The organism is Brevibacterium sp. S22 (assembly GCF_004745485.1).
Taxonomy (GTDB): Bacteria; Actinomycetota; Actinomycetes; order Actinomycetales; family Brevibacteriaceae; genus Brevibacterium.
Genome location: NZ_RHFG01000010.1, coordinates 56,486 through 73,871 on the forward strand (window position 1 = coordinate 56,486; position 17,386 = coordinate 73,871).

General features: G+C 64.9%; 15 protein-coding genes. 4 read left to right on the plus strand and 11 right to left on the minus strand.

Annotation, left to right across the window (positions count from 1 at the left end; all coding sequences use genetic code 11):
- Positions 1-30: 30 nt before the first annotated feature.
- The 4 genes from EB835_RS10385 to EB835_RS10400 form a co-directional block, all read right to left on the minus strand.
- On the minus strand, positions 31-2,574 hold the full coding sequence (locus EB835_RS10385) for an ABC transporter permease (RefSeq protein WP_135809398.1): 2,544 nt from the start codon (positions 2,572-2,574) through the stop codon (positions 31-33).
- Entirely contained in the window at positions 2,571-3,416 is an 846-nt protein-coding gene (locus tag EB835_RS10390; protein ID WP_205749914.1) for an ABC transporter ATP-binding protein, read from the minus strand. Before EB835_RS10390 ends, EB835_RS10385 begins: the two co-directional genes overlap by 4 nt.
- Before the next feature lie 124 nt (positions 3,417-3,540).
- Positions 3,541-4,320 carry a response regulator gene (locus EB835_RS10395; protein WP_135809400.1) on the minus strand — a complete coding sequence of 260 codons (780 nt, stop codon included), beginning with the start codon at positions 4,318-4,320 and terminating at the stop codon, positions 3,541-3,543.
- Complete coding sequence (locus EB835_RS10400) at positions 4,317-5,894, minus strand: sensor histidine kinase (protein ID WP_168216698.1); 1,578 nt, start codon at positions 5,892-5,894, stop codon at positions 4,317-4,319. The genes EB835_RS10395 and EB835_RS10400 overlap by 4 nt, the downstream gene beginning before the upstream one ends.
- A gap of 211 nt (positions 5,895-6,105) precedes the next feature.
- On the opposite strand from EB835_RS10400, the gene EB835_RS10405 reads away from it, so the two are divergent.
- The 3 genes from EB835_RS10405 to crcB all read left to right on the plus strand — a co-directional run bounded on the left by EB835_RS10405 (position 6,106) and on the right by crcB (position 8,429).
- Positions 6,106-7,374, plus strand: coding sequence for an aminotransferase-like domain-containing protein (locus EB835_RS10405; protein ID WP_240688669.1), 1,269 nt, complete (start codon positions 6,106-6,108; stop codon positions 7,372-7,374).
- Positions 7,375-7,617: 243 nt separating this feature from the next.
- Positions 7,618-8,055 (plus strand): fluoride efflux transporter FluC, encoded by a 438-nt coding sequence (locus EB835_RS10410; protein ID WP_135809402.1) that lies wholly within the window; start codon positions 7,618-7,620, stop codon positions 8,053-8,055.
- Positions 8,052-8,429 carry a fluoride efflux transporter CrcB gene (crcB, locus tag EB835_RS10415; RefSeq protein ID WP_135809403.1) on the plus strand — a complete coding sequence of 126 codons (378 nt, stop codon included), beginning with the start codon at positions 8,052-8,054 and terminating at the stop codon, positions 8,427-8,429. Before EB835_RS10410 ends, crcB begins: the two co-directional genes overlap by 4 nt.
- A gap of 16 nt (positions 8,430-8,445) precedes the next feature.
- Here the strand turns inward: crcB and EB835_RS10420 are convergent, their stop codons facing one another.
- Together EB835_RS10420 and EB835_RS10425 are read right to left on the minus strand one after the other, a co-directional pair.
- The gene (locus EB835_RS10420) at positions 8,446-10,152 is read right to left on the minus strand and encodes a hypothetical protein (RefSeq protein WP_135809404.1); all 1,707 of its coding nucleotides are present in this window, start codon (positions 10,150-10,152) and stop codon (positions 8,446-8,448) included.
- Between the two features lie 506 nt (positions 10,153-10,658).
- Positions 10,659-11,735 (minus strand): NADH:flavin oxidoreductase/NADH oxidase, encoded by a 1,077-nt coding sequence (locus tag EB835_RS10425; protein WP_135809405.1) that lies wholly within the window; start codon positions 11,733-11,735, stop codon positions 10,659-10,661.
- Positions 11,736-11,934: 199 nt separating this feature from the next.
- Here EB835_RS10425 and EB835_RS10430 point away from each other — a divergent pair, with 199 nt between their 5' ends.
- Positions 11,935-12,258, plus strand: coding sequence for an ArsR/SmtB family transcription factor (locus EB835_RS10430; protein WP_135809406.1), 324 nt, complete (start codon positions 11,935-11,937; stop codon positions 12,256-12,258).
- 34 nt (positions 12,259-12,292) lie between these two features.
- On the opposite strand, the gene EB835_RS10435 is transcribed toward EB835_RS10430, so the two are convergent.
- From EB835_RS10435 to EB835_RS10455, 5 genes are all read right to left on the minus strand, one after another.
- A complete protein-coding gene (locus tag EB835_RS10435; protein ID WP_168216700.1) occupies positions 12,293-13,768 on the minus strand; it encodes an MFS transporter in 1,476 nt (491 codons plus the stop codon).
- Positions 13,769-13,869: 101 nt separating this feature from the next.
- On the minus strand, positions 13,870-14,331 hold the full coding sequence (locus EB835_RS10440; protein ID WP_135809407.1) for a DUF3151 domain-containing protein: 462 nt from the start codon (positions 14,329-14,331) through the stop codon (positions 13,870-13,872).
- Between the two features lie 66 nt (positions 14,332-14,397).
- A complete protein-coding gene (locus tag EB835_RS10445) occupies positions 14,398-15,312 on the minus strand; it encodes a hypothetical protein (protein WP_135809408.1) in 915 nt (304 codons plus the stop codon).
- The gene (locus tag EB835_RS10450) at positions 15,309-16,388 is read right to left on the minus strand and encodes a glycosyltransferase family 2 protein (RefSeq protein ID WP_135809409.1); all 1,080 of its coding nucleotides are present in this window, start codon (positions 16,386-16,388) and stop codon (positions 15,309-15,311) included. Before EB835_RS10450 ends, EB835_RS10445 begins: the two co-directional genes overlap by 4 nt.
- An 82-nt stretch (positions 16,389-16,470) precedes the next feature.
- A complete protein-coding gene (locus EB835_RS10455; RefSeq protein ID WP_135809410.1) occupies positions 16,471-17,352 on the minus strand; it encodes an ABC transporter ATP-binding protein in 882 nt (293 codons plus the stop codon).
- Between the last annotated feature and the right edge of the window lie 34 nt (positions 17,353-17,386).

The window sequence follows — 17,386 nt, forward strand, 5'->3', positions numbered from 1 at the left end:
AGACCCGAAAACGGATTCCCGAACCCGGACTCACTCCATGCTCATCCCCTTGGCCGGAGCGATCCTCGACATCGACCGGGCCGGTATCGCCGAAGCGAGCACGGCCGCGAGCACCGCCGCAACCCCGATCAGCCCGACCTGCACCCACGGCACGGACAGCACCGGATCCGCCGAGGCGGGCATCAGCGATGCTGTTCCGACCCAGCCGAAGAACGTGCCTACCGCGGCTCCGACGGCGAGTGCGATGAGCGTCATGAGCAGCGATTCGATCGTGATCATCCGCGACATCGCCGCCCGGGTGAATCCCAGCGCGCGCAGTAGCGCACCTTCCCGACGTCGTTCGATGACCGAGAGCGTGAGTGTGTTGCTCACGCCGATCACGGCGATGACCACGGCAGCCGCCAGAAGTCCGAGCACCACGCTCAGTGCGACCTGGAACAGCGAGGCGAACTGCGCACGATTCTGCGCCGCAGCGTCATCAACTTGAGCTCCGACGGCATCGAGTTCGGAGGTCAGGGCCTCGATCTGTGAGCTCGACGCGTCATCGGCGATCTTCGCCCAGGTCTGTTCGGCCACATCGTTGCCGGCCGCCGCGTCGAGGGTCTTCGCATCGGCGCCGCTGACCAGGGCCGTCCCCGCGGGGACGTCGACGGAGGTTTCGATCGTGAGATCGAGATCCTGCCCGCCGAGGCGGACGATCGCAGTCTGTCCGTCGACTTCGGTGTCCGCCTCCTCGAGTCCCACCGACCTCGGGTCGATGACGATCGTGCCCTCATCGACGTCGTATCCGTGACTGCGCATCACCGAGGAGTCGGCGGCCGCCTCGGCGCTGGTGATCGCCACATCACCGGACCCCTCGGTCCCGCCGATGTTCACCTCTGCGGTGGGGGCCGGGACGTTCACGCGGTTCTCGACGATCGGCGAATCATCGAGCACGGAGCCGATCTTCGCCTCGTCGGCACCGCCCTGACCTGCAGCGGAGACCACGAGGTCGACCGGAGTGTCCTCGGCGGTGGCGAGCTCGAGGGTCCGCTGCAGGCTCGCCGAACCGACGACCACGGCCGTGACGAGGGTGATGCCGATGAGCAGAGCCCCCGTCGTCGAGGCGGTGCGTCCGCCCGCGGTGCTGGCCGAGCGTCCGGCCAGCTTCACCGCCGGCGAGCGCCGAGTGACGAGCCCGACCACGCCGGCGAACAGCGCCACCAACGGCGGTACGAAGACCTTCGCACCGATGAGGAGGGCGACGAAGAGCGCGAAGCAGCCGACGATGCCGAAGAACACGGACTGGCTGGTCGTGCCGAGCAGGCACAGTCCGATTCCGCCGATGCCGAGGATCAGCGACAGCGTCAGCCGCACCCACCGGATACGCGGAGCCGCGGCGGGCACATCGACCGGGCGGAGCGCTTCGATCGGAGAGACTCGTGAGGCGCGGATGGCGGGGATGAGTCCCGCGGCGAGGGTGACGAGGATGCCGACGATCGGTCCGACGACGATGGCCGAGGCGGATGGGGACATCTGGGCGAATTCGGGCATCCACAGCGCACGGGCTACGGCCGACAGTCCCCAGCCGATGAGGAGTCCGAGTCCGACGCCGATCACGGAACCGACGATTCCGAGGCTGAGACTCTCCATCACTGCGGCCCCGCGCACCTGGGTGCGTGAGGCGCCGATGGCGCGGAAGAGCGCGAGCACTCGGGTGCGGGAGGCGACGAGGACGTTGAACGTGTTCGAGATGACCAGTGCTGCGACTCCCGCGGCCAGCAGCCCGAAGGCGATGCCGACGGTCGAGAGCATGTCGGAGGTCTTCGACAGCGATTCGATCCGTTCGTCGACGACCTGGTCGACGGTTTGGACCTCAACGTCGGCTTCGTCGTCGGCGAGCGCGGTTTCGACCGCCTCGGCGAGGGCCGTGCGATCGGTTCCGTCATCGGCGACGATGCGGATGGAGTCGGGCATGAGCTCACCCGGGACGTTCTTCAACCCGCCGTCGGTGAGGTAGAGGTTCATTCCCGCGGCCGAGGAGCCGGGCATGATGCCCGAGACGGTGAAGCTCGGGCCATCGTCGGCGGCCCCTTGCGCCCCGTCGAATTTGCTCAGCGTAATGGTGTCGCCGACGTCTGCTCCCAGGGTCTTCGCGTCGGCTTCGCGGAGCATGAGTTCGTCATCGGAGTCCGGGACGGAGCCGGAGACAGTGTCCACCTGTCCCTGCGGGAGGTTCGTGGCCGATCCCGTCACCGAGGCGGCTCCGGACGAGACCCCGACGAAGGCGGATTCGGTGAGCTGGGCGCTCTCGGCCCCGTCGACGTCGGCCACCGTCTTTGCCATGGAAGCAGAAAGCGGGGAGTCCTCATCGGCCGCGGCGGCCGCGGCGGCCGGGTCATCTGGTTGGGTCGCGGTGACGGCGACATCGGCTCCGGCCCATTCGGCGCGGACCTGATTGCGCAGGGTGTCGCCGAAGGCTTGGGAGAACAGGAGGGCCGCGACGATGAAGGCCACGGACACGGCGATCGCGATCATCGCCGCGCTCAGACGCCCTGAGGCGCTGCGGAGGTTGGACCAGGCGATGCGGATCATCGAGCACCTCCGTCTGTCGGCGCGTGCGCGGCTGCTGGCGCGGAGGCGGCCGCCGGCCTTGCCGTGGACGCGGTGACATTCATCAGTGCGGTCGATACGGATTCCGGATCCGGGTGGGCGAGCTCACCGGCGAGGCGACCGTCGGCGAGCAGCACCACGCGGTCGGCTCGGGAAGCAGCCCGGGGATCGTGGGTGACCATGACGACGGTCTGGCCGAGCTCATCGACCGAGGCGCGCAGGATGTTCAGGACCTCTTCACCGGAGTTCGAGTCGAGGTTGCCGGTGGGTTCGTCGGCGACGAGCACATCGGGTTGGGCGACGAGTGCCCGAGCGACGGCGACTCTCTGCTGCTGTCCGCCGGAGAGCTCGTGCGGTCGGTGACCCAGACGTTCGCGCAGGCCGAGCAGATCGACCATGCGGTCGAAGATGCGACCATCGGTCTTCTGTCCCGACAGCTGCAAGGGCAGCAGGATGTTCTCCTCGGCGCTCATTGCGGGCACGAGGTTGAAGGATTGGAAGACGAAGCCGATGCGGTCGCGGCGCAGCGCCGTGAGCTTGCGGTCGCCCAGCCGGGAGATCGCCGTGCGCCCGATGAAGACCTCGCCCGAGTCCGGGGTATCGAGTCCGGCGAGCATGTTGAGCAGCGTCGACTTTCCCGAACCGGACGGCCCCATGATGGCAGTGAAGCGTTCGGCTTCGATGTCGAGGCTGAGGTCATCGAGCGGTCTGACCTGCGCGTCCCCTTTGCCGTAGGTCTTGTACAGCCCGATGGCTTGGATGGCCAGCCTCGGTGCGGGATTCGGAGACGGATGGGCATCGGTGTGTGTCGCTGATGTGTTCATGCCTCCAGCTTCGTCGCCGGACCCACCCGCCCACATCGGACCTGAGGATGGTCTTGCGCCGAGGCGGTCGTGCCCCACCTGTCATACCTGAGGATGATCTCGCGATCTGGGAGAGACTTCCGGCTCAGTGACCGGGTCCGACGAGTCCGGCCTCAAAGGCGAGGACGACGGCCTGCACTCTGTCGCGGGCCTCGAGCTTCATGAGGATCCGCCCGACGTGGGTCTTCACAGTCGGTTGAGCGAGGTAGAGCCGTTCGCCGATTTCGGTGTTGCTCAGCCCGGTGGCGATGAGGACGAGGACCTCGGTCTCTCGCTGGGTCAGGGACTCCAACCGGCGTGCAGCGGCCGCATCAATGTGGGCCGGTGCCGCCGGGGTGGACTCGGCTTGCGGCGGATCCTCCTCGCCGAGGTGGGGCAGGAGTCGGGTCTCGAGCAGCCTTTTGGTCGTGGTGGGAGCGATGACGGCGCCGCCGTCGACGACGGTGCGGATCGACTCGAGGAGCGCCTCGGGCAGGGTGTCCTTGAGTAGGAATCCTGACGCACCGGCTCGCAGCGCGCGCAGGGCGTAGTCGTCATCGTCGAAGGTGGTCAGCACGATGATCCTCGGGGGACAAATCGTCCCGGCGTCGGCGAGAGCCAGTATCTGCTGGGTCGCTTCGATGCCGTCGACACGGGGCATCCGAACGTCCATGAGCACAACATCGGGTTCGTCCTGTCTGACGATGTCGAGACCTGTCGCACCGTCGCCGGCCTGTCCGACGACGGTGAGATCCGGTTGGGAGTCGATGACCATGGCGAAGCCCGCCCTCACGAGGGCCTGGTCGTCGACGAGCACGACACGAAGCGGCCCGCTTCCCCGCGCGTCCGCCTGACCGTGCGCGGTCGCCCCGTCGTCGGCGCTCATCGGCTGCTCTCCTCGACCTCGGTGGACCTGCTCTTTCCCGTCTCGGATGATTGTCCGACCTCGTCGGTCTCTCGGCCTTCGACGGACCGTGTCTCTCCATGATCGGCGCGGACGAGCGAGCCGCGAGAATTCGTGGGCTCGAGTTCGGGCCGGGGACCGGTTGTGGGCTCTGGGTCGGACAGCGGCAGTCGGGCCTCGACGAGGAAGCCCGTCGTCGAACCGAAGGCGCTTCCGGTGACCGCACCGGAAGAGAACCCGGGCTTCGCATCGGTGCGCCCCTCCGGCCGGTCGCTCATTCCCGTCGAACGGATCCGTCGGGCGGTGAGCGTGCCGCCGTAGAGCGCGACGCGTTCCTGCATGCCGACGATGCCGTGGCCGCGCCCGCTCGGTTCCCCGTTGTCGCGCCCGTTCGCGTCTCCGGTACCGTTGTCGCTGATGCGGGCGAAGAGGTCTGCGTCCTCGGCCAGCAGCTCGACATGTGCCCGAGCACCGTCCCCGGCATGTTTGAGCACATTCGTCAGTGCTTCCTGGACGATGCGGTACACGGCCAGCGATGCTCCTTCGGGCAGACGGCCCCGATCGACTTCATCCAGCCCGGTCACCGAGACCGGGAGCCCCGCCGATCGCACATCAGCGACGAGGGAGCCGATGTCAGCGATGCCTGGCAGCGGCGACGATGAGCGCTCGTCATCCTCGTCGGCGCGGAGGAAGCCGAGCAGCGACCGCGTCTGCGCCAGGGCTTCCCGTCCGGTGTGTGCGATGGTCTCGAGGGCTCCGGCCGCAACGGTCGGATCGGTCTTCGCCGCATAGCGGCCTCCGTCGGCCTGGGCGATGACGACGGACAGGGAATGGGCGATGACGTCATGCATCTCGCGGGCGATGCGCATGCGCTCGGCATCGGCGGCCAGCCGGGTCTCGGACTCTCGTTCGCGTTCCAGCAGCCGGTTGCGCTCTCGGATGCCCTGGATCTCACGGCGGCGTCTGAATCCGACTCCGCCCACCAGCCAGGCGATGAGCACGATCGAGGCACACAGCGCCACGATGACGACCACCAGCACGTATTCGCCGAAGGCCAAGGGGCGCGGGTTCACCCCGATCGTCGCCCGCAGAGACACGAGGTAGAGCCACCCACCGAGCAAGAGCGCGCCGAGGAGGCCCAGGACGAGCACGATGCGACCGTGGTTCTTCGTCCCCCACGCCGTCGTCGAATACACGGTGAGCGGCACGGCGACGATTCCGAACGTCGGTCCCATCATCGTGAGCACGGTCAGCAGGCAGCCGACGGCGATGAGCGAGGAGCTCAGCAGCGGGGCGGTGCGTCGCAGGCCCAGCGGCAGCGTCTGGACTAAGACGATTACGACCTGCACGGCGATGGGCACCAGGGCGATCTCGCTCCGCTCGGCCTGGCTGAGCGTGAAGATGATGGTCAGATAGGTGATCGGCAGAGCCCAGAGCAGAGTGTCGACGATCCAGGGACGGGCGGCGACAAAGCGACGGACGCGGTCGAATCGGTCGGGGGTGCGCTGCTGTGGCTCCGGCCGGTCGCCCGCGGTCCGGATCGATCGATTGCTCATGCCCGCCATGTTAGTTCCGCACCGCTGGGCTCACATCATACTCAGGGCTGATCCCGACTCGCCCGCACGCTCCTGTGATCCGCATCCTTGTCCGGCGGGTCACCCGGACCTATGCTGAAGTGACCCACGTAACCCGTCGTTCGGGCAGGAGCCTTCTGAACGTCGCCGGAGCAGTCGACTTCAGGGCATCACCGCTCAGAGGAGGTCGCTCATGTCCACCACGTCAATGCATCCGGCCACGAGTGCTTCGCAGAACCAGTCGCAGACCACTGCGCTGCCCTACGCTCGCCGCCGTGACCAACTCGTCGGATCCGTCATCGACGCCTCCACCACAGTGCTGGCCCAATACGACCACGACATCGTCAAGTTCGGCATGGGGGCACCGGCCCCGGACATGCTCCCGGCCGCGGACTTCGCCCGCATCGCCGCGCAAGTCTTCTCCCCGGAGAACTTCACGTACGGGGAGACGAAGGGCGAGCCTGTCCTCATCGACAACCTCCACGACTACCTCACCGCGACCGAACAGATCCCGCCCGAACAGCAGGGAAACCGTGACCGCCTCCTCATCACCTCCGGCGGCATGCAGGGGCTGGACCTCGGGTTCAAGCTCTTCGTCACCCCAGGTGACCTCGTCGCGTGTGAGTCGCCGACCTATACCAACGGTTCGGCGACGGCCATGAGCTATGAGTCGGAGATCCTCGAGATCCCCGTCGACGAAGAAGGCATGCAGATCGACGTTCTCGAGGAGCACACGAAGCGCACCGGTCGCGCACCGAAGGTCGTATACACCGTCCCAACGTTCCAGAACCCGGCCGGAGTGACGATGTCTCTGCCGCGTCGCGAACGCCTCCTCGAGTTCGCCCACCGCCACCGGTCGGTCATCATCGAGGACAACCCGTACGGGATGCTGCGCTTCGAAGGTCAGTCCCTGCCGGCGCTGAGCGACCTCAGCCCGAACGATCCCCTCATCTTCGGGGTGCGCACGTTCTCGAAGTTCGTCGCCCCGGGCCTGCGGGTGGGCTGGATCGACGTCGATCCCGAGGTCCGCGAGCTCGCCGTCAACGCCAAACAGACGATGGACTCCTGCGCACCCGTGCCCAACCAGCACCTCATCGCCCGCTGGTTGGCAGAAGGCGGTGCCGACGTTCATGTGACGACCCTGCGCGAGGCCTATCGCGAACGCAAGATCGCCATGTCGGAAGGACTCGAGAGGCTCTTCCCTTCAGAGATCCGTGCCACCGATCCCGATGGCGGGTTCTTCCTATGGGTGACCTTCGAGGACGAATCCATCAACACCGAGGAACTGATGACCACCGCGCTCGAGGAGGGCGTCGCCTACATCCCCGGTCCCGCGTTCTCGCCGGCCGGGCACTTTGCGAACGCCCTGCGCCTGTGCTTCGCCTCGGCCGCCCCCGACCGCATCGACGACGGACTCGAGCGCCTCCGCCGCGCCGTCGACCGGTACCGCTCCGAACGCTGACGTCGTCGACCCGCTCGCCGAGGCGGCCCGTCGCAACCGTGCCACCTCGGTGATCGTCGGCGGCTTCCCCGCCACCACCGGCGAAAGCCGTGTCCGTCGTCTGTGGCAGAATGGCCGTGACGGTCGACCGTCACGGTGGTGGGGCTCACCGGACCCAAACTCGGCTGCGGACCACGCCGGTCCGCGTTCGACAACAGTCCCTACCTCGACCGGCGTCAGCATGCCCGAAAGGTAGGAGAATCCATGGCCGAAGCCCGTCCCCTTCATCTGCGTCTGCCCTATTTGGGGCTTGCCCTCATCGGCGGCAGCCTCGGCACTGCGGCACGTGAGGCGATCAGCCTCGCCGTGCCTGATGCAGGCGGCATCCCCGTCGCCATCTTCGCGATCAATGTCCTCGGTGCGTTCTGCCTGGGTCTCCTCTTGTCCGGACTGTCGCGGCTGGGACCCGATGTGGGGATGCGGCAGAAGATGCGGATCCTGGTCGGAACCGGTTTCATGGGCGGTTTCACCACCTACAGTGCACTGGCCACGGATGCGGCGAGCCTCCTCGGCGATGGTCGGGTGGGTGCTGGTCTTCTCTACGGACTGGCCACTGTCGTCATCGGCGGACTGGCCACCTGGGCCGGAATCGCTGCAGCGTCGGTGATCCGGCGATCGGGGCCTGACGGGGGTGCAGAATGAGTCCGCTGCTGTTCATCGCCATCGCCGCGGCCGGGGGTTTCGGAGCCGTGGCGCGCATGCTCTTCGATGGGGCATTCAAGGTGTGGAGTCCGCGGTCGACACCGTGGTCCACGCTGCTCATCAATGTCTCGGGGTCGCTTGTGCTCGGGCTGCTGACGGGGTTGGCCGGTGCGAACCTGCTGCCCGCCGGCTGGCATCTCGTGCTCGGTGCCGGATTCCTCGGCGGCTATACGACGTTCTCGACGGCGAGTTTCGAGACCGTGCAGCTCATCGAGGAACGGAAATGGGGGTCGAGCCTGCTCAGCGGAATCGGCACGCTGGTCTTCGCCACCGCCGCGGCCGGACTCGGACTGTGGCTGGGCGGTCATACGTGACTATTGAAACAGCGCCTCAAGGAGTCTTAATCAGAGCAGACACCAATTCACTATAGGACATATGGCTTCGCAGACCACGCGGCAAAGCGTCAGATTGCTCTAAAGGCTCAACCTCGTTCAAGAACACAGTCCCTGGCGAGATAACTATACCTAAAATATCGTCAAACCTACTGAAATCATAGTTGGAACCAATAGGTGAAGTGCGCAGATAGTCGACAACTTTCTCCCACTCTTTAAGCGCAGAGACAATTGTCGACTCGTTGTTCCTAATACGCTGATGCACGCCTCTGTCGAAGTCCTGGGAGCTCTCAACCTTCTTGCAACTCACTATGATCAGAATTGAATCGATTTCCATCACCGCGTCAATATCAGTGATTGGCCCATCCGGTCCAAGCAAGGTCAATCCCCGCACATTCGACACCCCAGAAGACGGCCGAGCATGCGAAGCATCAATCACCCTCTGTACTGCAAGCTCAAAATCGAACGCGCCGGCGTTTACCCAATCACCCCCATACTGAGAATCCACTCTGAGAACTTCGAAAATTTCACACGATAAACTAAAGAGATCGACCATATGCCCCACCAGGCACGACCTTATAATCGACCCATTCTTACTTGCATGCCCAGCCAGTGGATGGCGCTTGAGGGTTTTTATAACGTCTTTCGGTCCGATACTTGACCAGATCTCCTTCAGAGGAGCCCAAGGAGTATCCTCGAGAGCAACTCGCAAATATTCAATTAGATCATCATGGTGAATTATCACATAACCAGCAGCAGGGACCACCGCGCCGACATGCGGCATAGTAAATACGTAACGAGCAACCGCATTTGACAACGCTACAAGACACGCGGCCACTCGCGGTTCTCTCATCCCTGCTGCGGAGCCTGCAAGGTCTATAGAGGTCTTAGTTTCACTAAGAGCTGAGAGGCGTAAATCAAATTGCCCATAAACTTCAACGAGATCAATGTTGTCGGAAATCCGAACCCAACCAGTTCTTTCACCCCACCCGTGAACGTCCCTAGTCGCAATTGCTAAGATTCTATTAAGTCTGGGCGGTTCCGAGATTCCGTAGTATTCAATGCTGGGATGCCATACAATCGCATTACCTTCGGCGGTCCGAGCATCAAAAACGCTTAGCGCATTTTCTAGTCCCTCATCTTCGACGACGACGGGCTGACCTTCCGTCTTAAAATCAAACGTCTGCCCCTTCGCCGCCCGCCTTATATGATTCTCCAACAAATTCACATTCTCAGCGATGGCAATGAGCCGAGATACCCTACGAGCATTACTCGCGTCCATTCTGAAACTGAATGGCGTCTCCGTGCGAATCTGATCATTTAAAAATGACCGCTTTGCATACATCGAGATGTTCTCCGCAACCCGCATAACGTTAATGGGCGTGGTAGTTAAGACCCCATATACAACGGAAGGGTCAATCCGTCTCAAATACCAGAGCCATGTAGACGGACTAAGCTGTTGAATATAAGGCTGTACAGATTCAATGAGCTTCAGCCTTAGGGCACTGAGATACTGGTGGGCCTCTGGAGCCTTCAGCTTCGACTTCGAAACTGGATACTTTCGCCTTAAATCTCCGATTATAATTTCTATTTCTTCTTCTGCAAACGGTAAATAGTGTTCTATATCCGCCCAGAACTCGTGAAATACATGCTTTTCGTCTTTACCTATCCCTAAGATAGATTCGAGCTGATCATTGTCATCCAACCACGGTCGACTCTGTCCTCTGTTTTCAGCGTCGTTCGACAAGCCTGTCCTGCCAACTCGAGTTTCCTCCGACCGGTCCATAGTCTCATCTTACTGGTGCGATTACTGGACCTCACCCGTTCAGCATGACTGCGGTCCTCTAGCTCAAATAGCCTTTCCCGTACCCAACTCTCGAGGGAGGCTACTCGCTCGACCATTGCAGAATCATCGGCGCCCGACAGGCGGATTGGGTTGACTACTCAGGTTCTGTTTCCAACTTGGTCCACCGTAAAGAGCAGGTGAATTTTGATCCTGTATAGGAGCGCACGACTGTTAACAGCGGGCTTGAGTAGGTCGCCGCCTGAGAATCGTGCTTCATTGTCTGTTCCGGGAACTCACGTGGATGGGCGGTCTGAGAGGAAATGTCTGTGACCGTCGGCCTTTCGCGCCCGCGCTGCGCCAGAAAGCTCGGCTAGCGATCAACCGGCGCCGTGCCTGTTCAGAGCACCGGGCTCTCTGGCGGCGGCTCACTTGTAGGCGCGGTAGTACTGAGCCGGCCGGTAGTCGATGTCGAAGCGCAGGGCATCGGCAGCCCGGAGAGCGAAGTTCGGATCGCGCAGGTATTCGCGGCCCACAAGAATCGCATCGGCCTGACCTGGGGCCAGGATGTGCTCACCCTGGAACGGTTCGCTGATGAGGCCAACCGCGGCGGTCGGCAGGCCCGATCCCTCGCTCACGCCTGCGGCCAGGGTCGTCTGGTAGCCGGGGCCGACCGGAATCGTCGCCATCACATTGCCGCCCGAGGAGACGTCGATGAGGTCGACGCCATGTCCCTTTAGCCACGTGGCGACCTCGACCGTGTCCTCGAGCGTGAGACCGCCCTCGGTCCAGTCCGTCGCGGACAGGCGCACGAACACGGGAACCTCTTCGCCCACCTCGGCGCGGGCGGCATCGACGATCTTGAGCAGCAGACGGGCCCGGTTCTCCAAGGTTCCGCCGTAGGAATCGGTGCGAGTGTTGCTCAGCGGTGACAGGAACTCGTGGAGGAGGTATCCGTGTGCGGCGTGGATCTCGACGAAGTCGAACCCGGCTTCGATCGCCCGGCGCGCCGAAGATCGGAAGGCCGCGACCACCTCGGTGATGTCTGCCTCGGTGAGGGCACGCGGTTCGGCAAGGCCCTCGAAGGCCAGCGCGGACGGAGCCACGGTCTGCCAGCCACCCTCGTCGACGGGCAGGCTGCCGTCGTGGTCGGTCCCCCACTCCGGATAGGTCGAGGCCTTGCGGCCGGCGTGGGCGAGCTGGATGCCCGCGGCAGCGCCCTGCGAATGGAGGAAGTCGACGATGGGCACGAAGGCATCCCGCTGCTCGTCATTCCACAGGCCCAGGTCCTTGGCCGAGATCCGCGCCTCCGGGGTGACTCCGGTGGCTTCGACGATGACGGCGCCCGCCCCTCCCCTGGCCATGGCACCGTAGTGGACGGTGTGCCAGGGTGCCGGGACTCCGTCAAGAGTCTCGACGGAGTATTGGCACATGGGCGGTACCCAGATCCGGTTGCGGAAGGTCAGTCCGCGCAGCGTGAGCGGTTCGAACAGCAGATGAGACATAGCCCCTCGTGTTTTCGTCAAGAATGGTCGTTCGGAAGTATGAGATTCTTCGTACTTCGCGTTCGCACTGTACTACGAGGAATTTCGTACTACCAAATATTTCGTACAATTGAGGGACACAACATCACCAGCGACCGGCGGCTGCTTCGGCAGCGGACACCGTCGCTGACCGACACGAGGGCGAGACGGGAGACTCCTGATGCGCACATTGGAACACCCCAGCCGGGGCGAGATGAGACTCGACACCGTGCTGGCCGCACTTGCCGACCCGGTTCGCCGCACCGTCGCCTGCAAGCTCAACGACGCGTTCGGCGATCATGCGTGCGCGACCTTCGAGCTGCCGGTGTCGAAGTCCACGGCGACCTACCACTTCCGCACCCTGCGCGAAGCGGGAGTGATCCGCCAGGAATATGAGGGCACGAAGATCATGAATACCCTGCGCAAGGATGACCTGGACGCCCGCTTCCCCGGCCTCCTCGATGCCGTGTTCGCCGCGCAGAAGATCGAGGGCGCCGGGGCGTGAGGTGCTCGCCTGGTCGGGCCGACAGACGTGAGCCTCAGCTCCTGACCGGCTGAGCTTCCCGTCGGTCCTTGGCTCGACCGCGCGCAAGATCGACCAGACCGATGATGCCGGCGAAGACGATGACGAGTGCGATGAATCCGAAGCCTGCGATGATGGCCGCACCGTATCCGGCGATCGGCTGGACGACGAAGAACACGGCGGTGACGATCGCGATGCCGATGGCCGTGCCCACTCGCTGACCGGTCTGCATCACGCCGCCGGAGCTTCCCGCGTATTCGACGGGAACCTCGGCCAGGGTCAGGGTCTGATTCGGGCTGATCGCCATGCCCTGCCCGAGGCCGGTGATCCCGAGCGTGAGGAGCAGCCACCAGATGCTGATCCCCCAGGACTCATGCGCCAGCACGAGGAGCGCCGAGGCGACGACCCCCGTGAGACCGATTGCCACCCCGAGGACGACCATCTTCCGCCCGAAGGTGAGCACGACGCGGCCGGCCGCCTGTGCGGCGATGGCCGAGAGCAGCGCCGAGGGCAGACCGACGAGTCCTGCGTGGAGGGCGGGGAAGCCGAGGCCGTTCTGCAGGTAGAGCGCCACGATCACCCAGATTCCGGGCATGCCGACGAAATACATCGACGTCAGCGATGCCCCGTAGGCGAAGCTGCGTGTCCTGAACAGCTGCATGTCGACCATCGGCGACCCGCCTCGGCGGGAGTATCGGTTCTCCCACCGCACCCACAGCCAGACGATGGCGACACCGATCGGGACGAGGGCGTAGATCCAGGCTCCTGCGCTGCGTTCGAGGAAGGGCAGCATGACCAGGAGCGTGCCCACGGCGAGCAGAACGAGTCCGACCGGGTCGAAGTCGGCGCGAGTCCGGCCGTCCGACGAGTTGACGGACTCGGAGCCGGCACCGACCCAGGCGCTCTTCGGCAGCCAGAACCGGCCCAGGATGATTGCGGCCAGGGCGATCGGCACGTTGATGAGGAAGGCCGAACGCCATCCCCACTCGTCGCCGAGCACCGCGATGAGTCCACCGCCGAGGACGGGACCGATGCCCACGGAGACGCCGACGATCGTGCCGAACATCCCGAAGGCGCGACCGCGCACCTCGCCGTGGAAGTACTGCTGGAGCATTCCGACGCCCTGCGGGCTGAGCAGGCCGGAGCCCAGCCCCATGACGACGCGGGCGATGTTGAGTACGAGGGGGTCTGGGGACAGGCCTGAGATGAGCGACCCGAGGGCGAAGACGGCCACGCCGATGACGAAGAGCCGGCCGCGGCCGAAGAGGTCGCCGGCTCGCCCCGCGGCGACGAGGAGCACGCCGAAGGCGAGCGTATAGCCCGAGAGCACCCACTGGATCGCGGAGTTCGAGGCGCCGATCGACCGCTGCATATCGGGGAGGATGACGTTGACGATCGACACGCTCAGAAGCGACATGAACATCGGGACGAGCATCACTGCAAGGATCTTGCGCTGTTCGGCTGTCATGACCGTCTCGGAAGTATTACCCATTCATATAGTTCTACGCCGCCTCGCCGACAAGCACAATCGGCCCCCGTGGTGCGTTTGCTCACGCACCCCGGGGCCGATGTGTCCGACGGGAGTAAGGCGGCCTACTCCCCGCGGCCGATGGCCTCCACTGCCGTCGGGTCAGAGGCGTGCAGGAACTCTTCGATGCGTGCGGCCTCTTCGCCTTCGCCGATCGCTCCGGCGGCGCGGCCGAGCGCGTAGAGGGCGCGGAGGAATCCGCGGTTGACTTCGTGCGAGTACGGGATCGGGCCGGCTCCGCGCCATCCGGCGGCGCGCAGGGCGTCGAGTCCTCGGTGGTAGCCGACGCGGGCGTAGGCATAGGCGTCGACGAGGCGGCCCTCCTGGTGCGCTTCATCGGCCAGTTCCGCCCACGCCAAGGACGAGGCCGGCAGTGCGGCGGCGACGTCGATGGGTTCTTCACCTGCATCGATGCGCTTGCGAGCGTCGACGTCAGGGTGGTCATCGGGCAGGTAGGTCGGCTGCGGGCCGAGCTGGCTGGCATCCAGATTGCCGATATGCGATGGGTTGCCGATGGGCTGGGTCATAGCGTCTCCTTCGTTGTCAGGGTCGTCAAATTTCGCCGAGGCAGTTGTCCCGCCCCGGCATCACGGTCAGTCGGTCTTCACTTCGGACGGCAGGACCTTGTACGGGTTCTCACTCAGCGCACCGATGACACCGGCATCGGCCAGCTGATCGAGCTGCTTCTCGTCCTTGACCCCGGTTGCCCACACATCGAGGTCGACTCCGGTCCATTTCTCGGCCGCACCCGCCTCGACGGCCACGGCCGTGTACCCGTCACTGGACAGCGACTCGTTCCCGGTCGCCGTCACATCACCGGTGAACATGGCGCCGACGCCGGCATCGGCGGCGGCCCGGGCCACCTCGGCGTCGTCGGTGCGCACGATGGTCGAGTCCTCAAGCCCCGCCTCGGTGATGGTCTTCAGCGCAGGGGCGGCCACCTCGGTGGAATCGATGGCGGGCATGAACACGGTGTCTCCGCCGAACTCGTCGACGATCTGGTCCCAGGTGAGGGGTTCGCCGGGGCTCGTGTCCTTGCCGGCGGGGGCGATGGTCTGGTCGAGGAATTCCTCGGCGTCGAGCTCGTCGAGGTCCTTCTTCAGCCCCATGTCCTCGGCTGCCGTCTCCGGGTTCGCGGCGACGATCGTGCCGTCGCCCAGTGCGGTCAGCGTGGGGGCGGGCAGATAGCCGAACTTCACGTTCTCGGTGAAGGCGAGCTTCGAGTTCGCCGGGTACACCGAGGATCCGCCGTCGAGGGCACCCACGGCCGGCGGGTTGAGCGACTCGACGGTGAGTCGGTCCTTGGACCCGAACATGTTGAACGCGAACACGACCACGACGAGGACCAGGACGATGGCTCCGGCCCACAGGGGTGCGTTGAATTTCTTCGGTGTGGGACGCTCGGGCACGGGGACCCGTTCGTTCGATTCGGGGTCGACCGAGGGCAGCGGATCGGTGAAGCTGCGACCGTAGCGATCCTTATCCAACCGGCGTTTCTTCTTGCTCATCGGCTGCTGTCCTTCGTCGTTCCGGCCCCGGTGACGAGCCCGCGGAGGAACCCGGCACCCCAGCACAGGTGCATGGTCGGCAGGACGATACCGAACCAGAATCTCTCCCGGCGTCCGCAGTCCTTCGCCGCCGAGGCGGTGGCCAGGATCCCCGCGATATAGCCGAAGCTGGGCACGTGGATGAGGGAGGTGAAGCGGCGGAGGAACTTCGGCCATCTCTTCGTCGTCCCGGACAGCTGGAGCAGCGTCTCGATCACGGCTGCGCTCATGCCGATCACGAGCAGCGGTGGGGCGAAGTAGCGGAGGGAGTTCTTCGAGCCGTAGCGGCGGATGAGTTCGGCCCGCCAGATTCCGGTGGCCCAGAACTGCTGGGCGATCTTCGACCAGGTGCCGCGCGGCCAGTAGGTGACTTCCATATCCGGGTTGAACCAGATGCGACCGCCGGAGGTGCGGATGCGCAGGTTGAGTTCCCAGTCCTGACCGCGTTTGATGCCTTCGTCGAACCCGCCGAGGGCGTCGAAGACCTCGCGCCGATAGACGCCGAGGTAGGCGGACTCCGCCTCCTGGGCTTCGTCACCGGAGTGGTAGGCGGGGCCGCCGAGGCCGACGGGGGACATATAGGCACGGGCAACGGCCTTCTGGAACGAGGTCTTGCCGCGGGCGAGCATGAGACCGCCGCAGTTCGCGGCCTTGGTCTCGCGCAGGGTGTCGATGGCCTGCTGTGTGTATTCGGGGTTGAGGCCGGAGTGCGCGTCGACGCGGATGATCACCGGATGTCGGGTTGCGGCGATCGCGAGGTTGAGGCCGATCGGGGTCGCGGCCTGCGGATTGTCGACCGTCTGGATCCGGGAGTCGCTCGCGGCCATCGACTCGATGATGGCGTTCGTATCATCGCTCGAGGGACCGAGGGCGAGGACGATCTCCTTGTCCCCGTCGTAGTCCTGGGCGAGGATCGTGGTGATCGCCTGTTCGATGTGCTCGGCCTCGTTGAGGACCGGCATGATGAAGGAGACTCCGGGCTTCTCGACCAACGGCGGCAGGCCGTCCGGGGTCAGGATCTCAAGTACTTTCGACACGCCTTCAATCTTGTCACACGCGCGCGAGCCCGGTCTTGAGGGGGCGCACAGGCAGAGGTTCCTCGCCGAGGCGGTTCGCCCCTCAGCTCTCGGCCGAGAGTGCGTGGTGGAGTTCGCGGCGCAGGTCGAGGAACGCCGGGTCTGCCTCGATGTCCTCACGGTCGCGGGGTCGGGCGAAGGGCACGTCGAGTTCGGATTGGATGGTCGCGGCCGGCCCATGGGAGAGCACGAGGATGCGATCGGCCAGCAGCAGCGCTTCATCGACGTCGTGGGTGACGAGGACGAACGTGCGCTTCTCCCGCTCCGACAACGCCAGCAGCTGCTGCTGCAGCGAATACCTCGTCAGCGCGTCGAGGGCGCCCAGGGGCTCATCGAGCAGAAGCACCTCGGAGTTCAGGGCGAATGCGCGGGCGATGCCGACCCGCTGCGCCATTCCTCCAGAAAGCTGGTGGGGTCGCAGATCAGCGGCCGGGCTCAGTCCGACCCGATCGAGCCATTCGTCGGCGAGCGCCTCCCGCTCGTCCGCTGTGCTCGTCCCGGTGCCCGCGGCTTCGAGAGCGAAGAGCACATTGCCCTTCGCACTCAGCCACGGCAGCAGCACGTGCTGCTGGAACACCATGCCCAGATGCCTGCTCGGCTCGCGGATCGGCTCACCGGCCAATGAGACCTGACCGTGTTCGGGTCTCTCAAGCCCGGCGAGGATGCGCAGCAGCGTCGACTTCCCCGAACCGGAGGGGCCGATGATGGCGACGAACTCACCGGCACCGACCTCGAAGGACACATCGGCGAGGATCTGCTGAGTCCCGCCCTTAGGCCGACGGAAGGCCTTGCCGATGCGCTCGATGCGCAGGCCGGCGGCCGCCTCGGCGGGGTCTGAGTGAGTCACCTCGGCGGATTCGGTGTGCGCCGCCTCGGCGAGGGCCTGGGTCTTCGTTTCGGTCGCCGTCGAGTCTGTCGGGTTCATCTCGGGCCTTCTCTTTGTGGGGATCTCGCGTCGG

What these genes read in the sequence shown, in the direction of transcription:
- EB835_RS10385 (WP_135809398.1), bottom strand. Translation starts at nt 2,574, where the DNA reads ATGATCCGCATCGCCTGGTCCAACCTCCGCAGCGCCTCAGGGCGTCTG.
- EB835_RS10390 (WP_205749914.1), bottom strand. Translation starts at nt 3,416, where the DNA reads ATGAACACATCAGCGACACACACCGATGCCCATCCGTCTCCGAATCCC.
- EB835_RS10395 (WP_135809400.1), bottom strand. Translation starts at nt 4,320, where the DNA reads ATGAGCGCCGACGACGGGGCGACCGCGCACGGTCAGGCGGACGCGCGG.
- EB835_RS10400 (WP_168216698.1), bottom strand. Translation starts at nt 5,894, where the DNA reads ATGAGCAATCGATCGATCCGGACCGCGGGCGACCGGCCGGAGCCACAG.
- EB835_RS10405 (WP_240688669.1), top strand. Translation starts at nt 6,106, where the DNA reads ATGTCCACCACGTCAATGCATCCGGCCACGAGTGCTTCGCAGAACCAG.
- EB835_RS10410 (WP_135809402.1), top strand. Translation starts at nt 7,618, where the DNA reads ATGGCCGAAGCCCGTCCCCTTCATCTGCGTCTGCCCTATTTGGGGCTT.
- crcB (WP_135809403.1), top strand. Translation starts at nt 8,052, where the DNA reads ATGAGTCCGCTGCTGTTCATCGCCATCGCCGCGGCCGGGGGTTTCGGA.
- EB835_RS10425 (WP_135809405.1), bottom strand. Translation starts at nt 11,735, where the DNA reads ATGTCTCATCTGCTGTTCGAACCGCTCACGCTGCGCGGACTGACCTTC.
- EB835_RS10430 (WP_135809406.1), top strand. Translation starts at nt 11,935, where the DNA reads ATGCGCACATTGGAACACCCCAGCCGGGGCGAGATGAGACTCGACACC.
- EB835_RS10435 (WP_168216700.1), bottom strand. Translation starts at nt 13,768, where the DNA reads ATGGGTAATACTTCCGAGACGGTCATGACAGCCGAACAGCGCAAGATC.
- EB835_RS10440 (WP_135809407.1), bottom strand. Translation starts at nt 14,331, where the DNA reads ATGACCCAGCCCATCGGCAACCCATCGCATATCGGCAATCTGGATGCC.
- EB835_RS10445 (WP_135809408.1), bottom strand. Translation starts at nt 15,312, where the DNA reads ATGAGCAAGAAGAAACGCCGGTTGGATAAGGATCGCTACGGTCGCAGC.
- EB835_RS10455 (WP_135809410.1), bottom strand. Translation starts at nt 17,352, where the DNA reads ATGAACCCGACAGACTCGACGGCGACCGAAACGAAGACCCAGGCCCTC.